The sequence below is a fragment of the Ideonella sp. genome, assembly GCF_035254525.1.
Taxonomy (GTDB): Bacteria; Pseudomonadota; Gammaproteobacteria; order Burkholderiales; family Burkholderiaceae_C; genus Ideonella.
Window position 1 is genome coordinate 1 of record NZ_DATFAN010000219.1, and the last position, 10030, is coordinate 10030.

Here is a 10030-nt window from a genome sequence, read left to right on the forward strand (position 1 = left end):
CCCTACGACTACTGGGCGATCGAGTACGCCTACAAGCCGGTCCGCGAGGGCAGCAGCGCGGCCCAGCAGGAGGCCGAGCTGCAACGCATCGCCGCGCGCTCGCCCGAGCCGCTGCTGGCCTACGGCACCGATGAGGACAACCTGCTCGGGCTGCACCCGGAGTCGCTGGTCTTCGACCTGGGCGACGACCCGCTGGTCTTCGCGAAGAAGCGCATCACCATTGCGCGGGACCTGTTCCAGCGCCAGGAAACCCGCGCGCTCAAGCCCACCGAAGACTACGCGGTGCTGCGCCGCGCGCTGGGCTACGCGCTGCGCGACGCCACCCGCGCGGCCGGCGTGCTGGCGCGCCAGATCGGCGGCCTGCGCACCTTGCGCGACTACCCCGGCTCGGGGCGCGACCCGCTGGTGCCCGTGCCGGCGGCGGTGCAGCGCGAGGCGCTGGACACACTGGCCGGCAGCTTCCTGTCCGCCGGCAGCTTCCAGGTCTCACCGGCACTGGCGCGCCGGCTGGCCCCCGACTACCTCGAGCGTTTCGGCGGCGCCGAGCCGGTGCCGACCGACTATTCGCTCGCCTCGATCATGCTGGACATGCAGCGCGCTCTGCTGAACCAACTGATGAGCGAGTCGCTGGCTGCGCGGCTGCTCGATGCACAGGCCAAGGCCGCCACGCCGCGCGAGGCCTTCGGCCTGGCCGAGCTCTACGGCCGGCTGACCCGTGACATCTGGGCCGAGCTGAACCGGGTCGGCGACATCCCTGCCGCACGGCGCGACCTGCAACGCGAGCACCTCGGACGCCTGGGGAACCTGCTGCTGCGGCCGTCGGCCACCAGCCGCGCCGACGCTCGCGGCCTGCTGCGTGCCGAAGCGCGGGGGCTGCTCGAGCGGATCACGGCCGCCAGCCGCCGTGGCGAACTCTCGCCCGAGGCGCGCGCCCACCTGGCGGACAGCGCCGACGCGCTGCGCGCCGTGCTCGCCGCGCCGATGCAGCGCAGCGGCGTCTGACGCCGGCGAACCGGGCCCCTGCACTCTAGGGGCCCCACCTCCCCAAGCCGCGATGACGCGCGGATACTGCACTGCCCGCCGGTGGGCGATGGAGTTCATGCGATGTCCCACGCCCCCCTGGCCCTGAAGATCCCGCAGCGCCTGCTGGCCGCTGCGGCGGCGCTGGCGCTGCTGCCTGCGGCACACGCCGCCAGCTGGAAGCAGCTCAAGCACACGCCGCTGCACAGCGTGGAGACGATGCTGCTGCTGACCGACGGGACCGTCATCGCCCATTCGTACGACAACCCGGGCAACATCTGGCAGCGCCTGACCCCTTCGGCCAGCGGCAGCTACCTGACTGGCACCTGGTCGGCGATCACGCCGATGGGCACCAACCGCATCTACTTCGCCAGCCACGTCACGCCCGACGGCAACGTCTGGGTGCTGGGCGGCGAATACAGCGGCCCCAACCTCGACGCCAACTGGACGAACACCGGCGAAACCTACGACACGCTGGCCGACAGCTGGTCGCCGATCCCGCACCACCCCGAATCGAACTACGGCGACGTGCCCTCGATGCTGCTCGAAGGCAGCAAGATCCTCGCTGGCTCGCTGTTCAACCCCACCTCGTTCATCTACGACCTGAAGAAGAAGACCTGGACGGTGTCGGGCAACAAGCTCTACGCCGACGAGAGCAGCGACGAGGAAACCTGGGTCAAGCTGCCTGACGGCAAGGTACTGACCTACGACCTGTTCCACAGCATCGCGACCGCCGGCGACTACGCAGAGGCCTACGACCCCAAGACCAAGACCTGGGCGAGCCGCAGCCCGAGCGACGGTGGCGCCACGGGCGACATTCCGCTGCTCAGCAGCGTGGCGATGGGCTACGAGCTGGGCGGTGCGCTGACGCTGCGCAGCGCCGACAAGCGCGGCGACGTGTTCTTCGCCGGCGCCACCGGCCACACCGCGACCTACCAGGTCGGGTCGAACAACTGGGTGCCGGGCCCCGACATCATGGGCATGCTCAACGGGCAGAAGGCCTTGTTCGGCGCCGACGATGCGCCGGCCGCCGAACTGCCCAACGGCCACCTCGTGCTGGCGGCCGACGCGGCGCCGACCAAGGGCCTGTTCCAGGGGCCCACCCAGCTGTTCGATTACGACCCCGGCCTCGGCAAGATCAAGCCCATCGTGCCCGACTTTCCCGTGACGATCGGCGACCCGGCCTTCGTGACCCGGATGCTGATGTTGCCGACCGGCCAGCTGATGTTCACCTACGGCACCACCGATGTCTGGATCTACACGCCCGATGGCAAGGCGCCGAAGAAGTCCCGGCCGCTGCCCGAGGCGCTGCACTACGACGGCTCGGGCGTGTTCACCCTGACCGGCCGGCGCATGAACGGCATCTCGGCGGGCAGCAGTTATGGCGACGACGCCGAATCTGACGAGAACTACCCCATCGTCAGCCTCACCGATGGCGGCGGCACCGTGCGCTACGGCCGCACGTACGACTGGGACAACACCCAGGTGCAGCAGAAGAAGCCGTCGACCGTCAAGCTGACGCTCAAGAGCGGAACCCCGGCCGGCACGCACATCCTGACGGTCAGCGGTGCAGGGGTGCGGTCCGACGATGTGTGCGTGACGCTCACGGCTGACGAGGTGGCCGGCACGGGCGCGCCGGCCGACGTGCCGATCGGACCCTGCGCGCAGTAAGCGGGCGCCTTCGCCGGGGGCGAGCGGCAGGGGGGCGGTTCGTAGAATGCCGCATGCCTTTCGTCCACCTGCGCACCCACACCGAGTTTTCAGTCGTCGACGGCACCTTGCGGGTCGACGACGTGGCCGCCGAGGCGGCCGCCGACGGGCAGGTGGCGTTGGGCATCACCGACCTCGCCAACATGTTCGGCGCGGTCAAGTTCTACAAGGCCTGCCGCGGCAAGGGAGTCAAGCCGCTTCTCGGCGCCGATCTCTGGCTCGAGCCGGCGGATGCCGCCGTCGACAAGGGCGCGAGCCGCCTGCTGGTGCTGGTGCAAAGCCGCCAGGGCTACCTGAACCTGTCGGAGCTGCTCGCACGCGCGTGGACGCGCAACGTGCAGCGTGCGCAGGCCTGGGTCACGTGGGACTGGCTGGGCGAGCTTGGCGAAGGCCTGGTCGCGCTGTCGGGCGCGGAGAACGGCGCGGTGGGCGCCGCGCTGCTGGCCGGCGACCAAGCGCGTGCGGGGCAGCTGGCCGAGCGGCTGGCCGGCCTGTTCCCGGGGCGCTTCTACCTCGAGCTGCAGCGCGCCGGTCTGCCGCAGCACGAGGCCCTGGTGCGCGCGACGGTGCCGCTGGCGGCGGAATTGAATCTGCCGGTGGTGGCCACCCACCCGGTGCAGTTCCTGGCGCCGGAAGACTTCGAGGCGCACGAGGCGCGTGTCTGCATCGCCGAGGGCGAGACGCTGGCCAACCCGCGGCGCGTCAAGCGCTTCGGCCGCGAGCAGTACTTCAAGAACCAGGCGCAGATGGAGGCCTTGTTCGCCGACATCCCGTCGGCCGTGGCGAACACGGTCGCGATCGCGCAGCGCTGCAACCTGACGCTAGTGCTCGGCAAGCCACGGCTGCCGGATTTTCCGACGCCGATCCAGGACGACGGCACGCCGATGCCGATCGAGACCTTCTTCCGCAAGGAATCCTTCGACGGACTGGAGCAGCGCCTGGCGCTGCTGTTCCCGGACGCGGCGCAACGCGATGCGGAACGCCCGCGCTACGTCGAGCGGCTCGAGTTCGAGATCGGAACGATCCTGAAGATGGGCTTCCCGGGCTACTTCCTGATCGTGTCGGACTTCATCAAATGGGCCAAGGCCAACGGCTGCCCGGTGGGCCCGGGCCGGGGCTCCGGCGCCGGCTCGCTGGTGGCCTATGCGTTGTCGATCACCGACCTCGACCCGCTGCGCTACAACCTGCTGTTCGAGCGCTTCCTGAACCCTGAGCGGGTGTCGATGCCTGACTTCGACGTCGACTTCTGCCAGGGCAACCGCGACCGGGTGATCGACTACGTCAAGGAGAAATACGGGCGCCCCGCGGTCAGCCAGATCGCCACCTTCGGCACGATGGCGGCCAAGGCGGCGCTGCGCGACATCGGCCGCGTGCTCGGCATGGGCTTCGGCCACGTCGATTCGATCGCCAAGCTGATCCCCGCGCCACCGGGCAAGACGGTGACGCTGGCCAAGGTGCCCGAGAAGCCCGATCCGGGCGTGATCTACGCCCGTCAGGAAGCGCCTGAAATCGAGCAGCGCGAGGCCGCCGAGGAAGAGGTGGCCGAGTTGCTGTCGCTGGCGGCGCGCGTCGAGGGCATGGTGCGCAACATCGGCATGCACGCCGGCGGCGTGCTGATCGCACCGGGCAAGATCACCGACTTCTGCCCCCTGTACCAGCAGCCTGGCAGCGACTCGGCGGTGAGCCAGTACGACAAGGACGACGTCGAGGCGATCGGCCTGGTGAAGTTCGACTTCCTGGGCCTGGCGACCTTGACCATCCTCGAGCTGGCCAAGGACTTCATCGTCGCCCGCTATCCGGATCAGAAGGACTTCGCCTACGAGAAGCTGCCGCTGGACGACAAGGCGGTCTACAAGCTCTTTTCGGACGGGCTCACCGAGGCGGTCTTCCAGTTCGAATCCCGCGGCATGCAGGGCATGTTGCGCGACGCACGGCCGAGCCGCCTCGAAGACCTGATCGCGCTGAACGCGCTGTACCGCCCGGGCCCGATGGACCTGATCCCCAGCTTCGTGGCCCGCAAGCACGGCCGCGAGGAGGTCGAGTACCCGCACCCGCTGGTCGAGCAGGTGCTGTCCGAGACCTACGGGATCATGGTCTACCAGGAGCAGGTCATGCAGACCGCCCAGGCCATGGGCGGCTACAGCCTGGGCGGCGCCGACATGCTGCGCCGGGCGATGGGCAAGAAGAAGGCCGAGGAGATGGCCGAGCACCGGGCCATCTTCCGCAAGGGGGCGGCCGAGAAGGGCATCGCCCAGGAGAAGGCCGACGAGGTCTTCGACCTGATGGAGAAGTTCGCGGGCTACGGCTTCAACAAGTCGCACGCTGCCGCGTACTCGCTGCTGGCCTACCACACCGGTTGGCTCAAGGTGCACTACACGGCCGAGTTCTTCGCGGCCAACATGACGATCGAACTGGGTGACACCGACAAACTCAAGGTGCTGCTCGCCGATGCGACGAAGAACTTCAAGCTCGAGTTCGAGCCGCCCAACATCAACTCGGGCGTCTACCGTTTCGAACCGATGCCAGGCCCGGAAGGGCGCCGGAAGATCCGCTACGGCCTGGGTGCCATCAAGGGCACCGGGCAGGGCGCGATCGAGGCGATCGTCGCCGCGCGCGAGGCCGAGGGTCCGTTCTCCAGCCTGTTCAACTTCTGCGCGCGGGTCGACAAGGGCAAGTGCAACAAGCGCGTGGTCGAGGCATTGATCAAGGCCGGCGCCTTCGATGGCCTGCATCCCGACCGTGCCGCCACGCTGGCCAGCGTGGGCCTGGCGTTCGAGTGGGCCGAGACCCAGGCGGCCAACGCGCTGCAAAGCGGGCTGTTCGACTTCGGTGGCGACAGCGCGCACGGCTCGCACACGCAGGAGCCGCCGCTGCAGCCCGCCGAAGCCTGGAGCGTGCGCGAGCGGCTGGCACTGGAGAAGACGGCGATCGGCTTCTACCTCTCTGGCCACCTGTTCGATGAGAACGAAGCCGAGGTGCGCCGCTTCTGCCCGCGCCGTGTGGCCGACCTGATCGACTCGCGCGAGCCGCAGCTGCTGGCCGGCATCGTGACGGACCTGCGGGTCGTCAATGGCCAGCGCGGCCGGGTCGGTATCTTCAAGCTCGACGACGCCAGCGAGCCGATCGAGGCGGTCGTCAACGAGGAGCTGCTCGACGCGCACCGCGAGTTGCTGCGCGAGGACGAGCTGATCGTCGTGCAGGGCAAGGTGCAACCCGATCGCTTCTCCGGCGGGCTGCGCCTGAACGTCAACCAGGTCTGGGATCTGGCGGCCGCACGGGCCCGCTTCGGCCGCTACCTGGCGGTCGAGCTGAACGGTGGCATGCCGGCCATCGCCGAGCTGGTGCGCAGCTTTCCGGCGCGTGTGGAGCACGCCGATGAGGCCGACGGCGGCGGCGAACTGGTGCAGGGCCTGAGTGTGCGGCTGCTGCTGAAGCGGCCGGGGGCCCGCGCCGAGCTGGACCTGGGGGCGGCCGGCCGCATATGGCCGAGCGACCAGGCACTGGGCCGCTGGCGCCAGCTGGCGCACGAAGGCAAGGCTTCGGTGGTCTATGGCTGACCCGCCGGGCGAGCGGTAATAGTTCGTAATAGAGGCCGATTGGTGCGAAATCCTGCCAACTCCACGGCGGCGTTCGGCGTTTCAATCTCTACCTCGACTACCTTGGCCCGCCCGTGAGCGGCCCACCGACGATGAGCCGACAGCATCCCCACCCCGCTCCGATGAGCGTTGCCCGTGTCGCCTTGTGGACGCTGGCGTTGGCCGCCACCGCGACGGCCGGCCTGATGGTGAGCCCTGCGGCACGCGCGGCGGATGTGGGGGTGTCGATCTCCGTCAGCCAGCCGGGCGTCTATGGCCGCATCGACATCGGGCGCTTCCCGCAGCCCGAGGTGATGGTCGCCCAACCCGTGTGGGTGCAGAGGCCGCGTGTGGTCGTCGCGCAGCCGGTGCAGCCCGTCTACCTGTGGGTGCCACCTGGTCACCAGAAGAACTGGAGCCAGCATTGCTCGCGCTACAACGCGTGCGGCGTGCCGGTCTACTTCGTCAAGGAAGAGTGGTACCGCGCGCATGTCGCACCCGCCGCCTACCGCGGCAACGACGATGATGATCGGCGCGGACCGCCGGGGCATTCCAAAAGCCACGGCAAGGGTCACGGACACGATTGAGCGAGAGGGTCTGTGGGCGATCGGGCCCATGTGCTGCCCGTAGCCCAATAGGCCCCCGCTTGCCCCGCTATTGGGCGCTTTCGCGTCCGACCGCCGGCCTAGACTGGCCTGCACCATGCAGTCCGTCTCGGCCAGCCCTTCCGCCCAGCCCGCCTCGCCCGTCACCGGGCTGATCCTCACCGGTGGCGGCGCGCGAGCCGCCTACCAAGTCGGCGTGCTGCAGGCGCTGGTGGCGATCCGGCGCGAGTGCGACGCGCCGCCGGGCAATCCCTTCCCCGTGATTGCCGGCACCTCGGCCGGTGCGATCAACGCCGCCGCCCTGGCCGGTGATGCCGACGATTTCGAGCAGGGCGTTGCGAAGCTGGTGTCGATCTGGCAGGGCTTTCACGCCGAGCAGGTCTACCGTGCCGATTCGATCGGCGTGATCCGCACGGGCGCGCGATGGCTGACGATGATGTCCATCGGCTGGATCATCGCCCGGTGGAGGAAGCTCAAGCCGCGCTCCCTGCTCGACAACGCGCCCCTGGCCGGCCTGTTGGAACGCATGGTCCGCCTCGAGCGCATCCCGGATCTGATCCGGGACGGGCACCTCCGCGCCCTGGCGGTCAGTGCGTCGAGCTATACCACGGGCGAACACGTCACCTTCTACAACGCGGCCCAGGAGGTCACTGCCTGGGTGCGCTCGCAGCGCCGCGCGGTGCGCGACCACATCGGCCTGCCGCACCTGCTCGCCTCATCCGCGATCCCCTTCGTCTTTCCGGCCAAGCAGCTGGCCATCGACGGCGAGCCGGAGTGGTTCGGCGACGGTTCCATGCGCCAGGCGGCGCCGATTTCGCCGGCCATCCACCTCGGCGCCGAGCGGATCCTCGTGATCGGCGCCGGGCGCATGCACGAGCCGCCCGGCAAGCGCCAGGTCAGCACCGATTACCCGACGATGGCGCAGATCGCGGGGCACGCGCTGTCGAACATCTTCCTCGATGCGCTGGCGGTCGATTTCGAGCGCCTGCAACGCATCAACCGCACGCTGCAGCTGCTGTCGGCGCAGGCACGCCAGCAGAGCGCGTTGCGGCCGATCGACGTGCTGCTGATCGCACCCAGCCAGCGGCTGGACGACATCGCTGCGCGTCACCTCGATGCGCTGCCGCTGACCATCCGGGCCCTGCTGCGTGGCGTGGGGGTGAGCGGGCAGGGCAGCGACGCGCGCGGCGCCGCGCTGGCCAGCTACCTGCTGTTCGAGGCCGACTTCACCCGCGAGCTGATGGCACTGGGCGAAAGCGACACGCTGGCCCGCCGTGCCGAGGTGGCCGGCTTCTTCGGTTGGCGGCCGCGTTGGCCGGCCGAGGGCAATGCGCTGGCGGCTGCGTCACCAAGACATGTGTCTGCACTGACCGATCCAGTCACGCCCGAATCGGTCCACTACTTCGCCGGCCCGGGGGGAGCCGCGGCGTTGCCGGCATAGGCCTCACCGCCGATCCGCAGGCCGGCCGCCGACAGGCGAGTCGCGTGCGTCGGACCAAGGCCCTTCAGGCGGGCAATGAAGTCAGCCCAATCTTCGAAGCGCCCCTGTGCACGCTCGGCGAGGATGCGCTCGGACAACTGCGGGCCGATGCCCTTGACCATCTCGAGCTCGGCCTGGTTCGCCAGGTTGAGATCGGTGGTGCCGCCGAGCGCGGCCTGGGCCGGGGCGCCGGCCGCCAGCAACAACCCTGCCGCGAGAGTCCGCCAGATCGAAATGTGCATGGGTCGCGAGGATGCCACGGCAGTGGCCATGAAAAAAGCCGCGCCGGTTGCCCGGCGCGGCTTTCAAGACTGGTCTGGCTGGAGCCGGATCAGAAGTTGTGGCGGATGCCCAGCGCGAAGGCGTTGAACTTGCCGTTGTCGGTGCCGATGCCGGTGTAGCGATCGGCATCGTCGCCACCGATGGCGGTGTAGTAGCCGTACACCTTGGTGCGCTTGCTCAGGTTGTAGTTGTAGCCCAGCGTCCACTGCGTGGAGGAACCGGTACCCGGCTCGTCGCCGTACTCGCCAGCGCGACCGACGTTCAGGTGGAACTCCGAAGCGCCCATGGCGTACATGCCGGACACGCGGAAGTAGTTCCGGTTGCCCAGGCCGTACATGTCGGTGTCACGCTGGTACAGCGCGCCAACGGTGAAGGCGCCGAACTCGTACAGGCCGCGGAGGGCGAACTGCTTCTGGTTGTCACGCTTTTCGAAGCCCGCACCCAGGTGCAGGGGGCCACGGTCGTAGTAGGCGGCCAGGTCGTAAGTCCTCTCAACCGTCGGCGAGCCTTCGGCGACCGACACGTAGCCTTGGAAACCGCTCAGGTTCGGGGTGACGTAGCCAACCTTGTTGCCGTACGTGAACGTGGACGCGTAGAACGCATCCGACGAGTCACCGGTTTCATGGTTGTGCATGCCGATGTAGTCCGACGTCGCGAAGTACGAGTCGGGCGTCCAGGCGCCCAGGCGGACGGTACCGAAACCGCCGCTCAGGTTGACTTCCGACTGGCGACCCCAGAAGGTCGACTTGGCTTGGCCAGTGGAGGCGTCGAAACCGTGCTCGATCTGGAAGCCAGCCTTCAGGCCGCCGCCCAGGTCTTCCGTGCCCTTGAAGCCGATGCGCGACGAGTTGTCGCGGACCTCGCCCACGCGGTCGTCTGCACCGTTCTTGATGCTTTCGACGGTCACGTTCAGGCGACCGTAGACGGTGACCGACGATTGGGCGAAGGCACCGGTCGCGCAAACGGCGGCGATCAGACCCAGTGCGAATTGCTTCTTCATGTGTAACTTTCCTCTCGTTTAGGGGGAACCCGAATTTTGCCTTGGGTCAGTTCAGCGCACGACTGCGATCTGCTCGCGCTTCTCACCCTTGTAGGTAAAAAGCGTCAGTGCACCATTCTTGATGTCGCCCTTATCGTCAAAAGCGATAGTTCCCGTGACTCCCTTATAACCGCTGGTTTTAGCCAGCACCGGCAGGTACTTGGCCGGTTCGGCCGAGCCGGCCTTGACCATCGCATCGACCATCACCATCGTCGCGTCATAGACGTACGGGGCGTAGATCTGCACATCGGCACCGAACTTCTTCTTGAAGTCGGCCTTGAACTTCTCCATGCCGACCTTCTGCGCGCCCTCGACGCCA

The 10030-nt window shown here is 68.4% G+C and carries 8 protein-coding genes; 5 read left to right on the forward strand and 3 right to left on the reverse strand.

The genetic code is table 11. The features are described from left to right. From VJ693_RS25605 to VJ693_RS25625, 5 genes are all read left to right on the forward strand, one after another. Window positions 1-1002 (forward strand): zinc-dependent metalloprotease (locus tag VJ693_RS25605; protein ID WP_324158997.1); only part of this gene is annotated, 1002 nt, incomplete at its 5' end. Between the two features lie 102 nt (window positions 1003-1104). Continuing rightward, window positions 1105-2691, forward strand: coding sequence for a hypothetical protein (locus tag VJ693_RS25610; protein ID WP_324158999.1), 1587 nt, complete (start codon window positions 1105-1107; stop codon window positions 2689-2691). A gap of 53 nt (window positions 2692-2744) precedes the next feature. Beyond that, entirely contained in the window at window positions 2745-6287 is a 3543-nt protein-coding gene (gene dnaE / locus VJ693_RS25615) for a DNA polymerase III subunit alpha (RefSeq protein WP_324159001.1), read from the forward strand. Window positions 6288-6448: 161 nt separating this feature from the next. Further along, a complete protein-coding gene (locus VJ693_RS25620) occupies window positions 6449-6892 on the forward strand; it encodes a hypothetical protein (protein ID WP_324159002.1) in 444 nt (147 codons plus the stop codon). Window positions 6893-7007: 115 nt separating this feature from the next. Then, window positions 7008-8351 (forward strand): patatin-like phospholipase family protein, encoded by a 1344-nt coding sequence (locus VJ693_RS25625; protein WP_324159003.1) that lies wholly within the window; start codon window positions 7008-7010, stop codon window positions 8349-8351. On the opposite strand, the gene VJ693_RS25630 is transcribed toward VJ693_RS25625, so the two are convergent. The 3 genes from VJ693_RS25630 to VJ693_RS25640 form a co-directional block, all read right to left on the reverse strand. After that, window positions 8309-8662 (reverse strand): ComEA family DNA-binding protein, encoded by a 354-nt coding sequence (locus tag VJ693_RS25630; protein ID WP_324159005.1) that lies wholly within the window; start codon window positions 8660-8662, stop codon window positions 8309-8311. The two genes, VJ693_RS25625 and VJ693_RS25630, sit on opposite strands and share 43 nt — an antisense overlap. Before the next feature lie 59 nt (window positions 8663-8721). Then, window positions 8722-9672, reverse strand: coding sequence for a porin (locus tag VJ693_RS25635; RefSeq protein WP_324159007.1), 951 nt, complete (start codon window positions 9670-9672; stop codon window positions 8722-8724). Window positions 9673-9723: 51 nt separating this feature from the next. Beyond that, on the reverse strand, window positions 9724-10030 hold a 307-nt coding region (locus tag VJ693_RS25640), incomplete at its 5' end, for an ABC transporter substrate-binding protein (protein ID WP_324159009.1).

What these genes read in the sequence shown, in the direction of transcription:
- VJ693_RS25610 (WP_324158999.1), top strand. Translation starts at nt 1,105, where the DNA reads ATGTCCCACGCCCCCCTGGCCCTGAAGATCCCGCAGCGCCTGCTGGCC.
- dnaE (WP_324159001.1), top strand. Translation starts at nt 2,745, where the DNA reads ATGCCTTTCGTCCACCTGCGCACCCACACCGAGTTTTCAGTCGTCGAC.
- VJ693_RS25620 (WP_324159002.1), top strand. Translation starts at nt 6,449, where the DNA reads ATGAGCGTTGCCCGTGTCGCCTTGTGGACGCTGGCGTTGGCCGCCACC.
- VJ693_RS25625 (WP_324159003.1), top strand. Translation starts at nt 7,008, where the DNA reads ATGCAGTCCGTCTCGGCCAGCCCTTCCGCCCAGCCCGCCTCGCCCGTC.
- VJ693_RS25630 (WP_324159005.1), bottom strand. Translation starts at nt 8,662, where the DNA reads ATGGCCACTGCCGTGGCATCCTCGCGACCCATGCACATTTCGATCTGG.
- VJ693_RS25635 (WP_324159007.1), bottom strand. Translation starts at nt 9,672, where the DNA reads ATGAAGAAGCAATTCGCACTGGGTCTGATCGCCGCCGTTTGCGCGACC.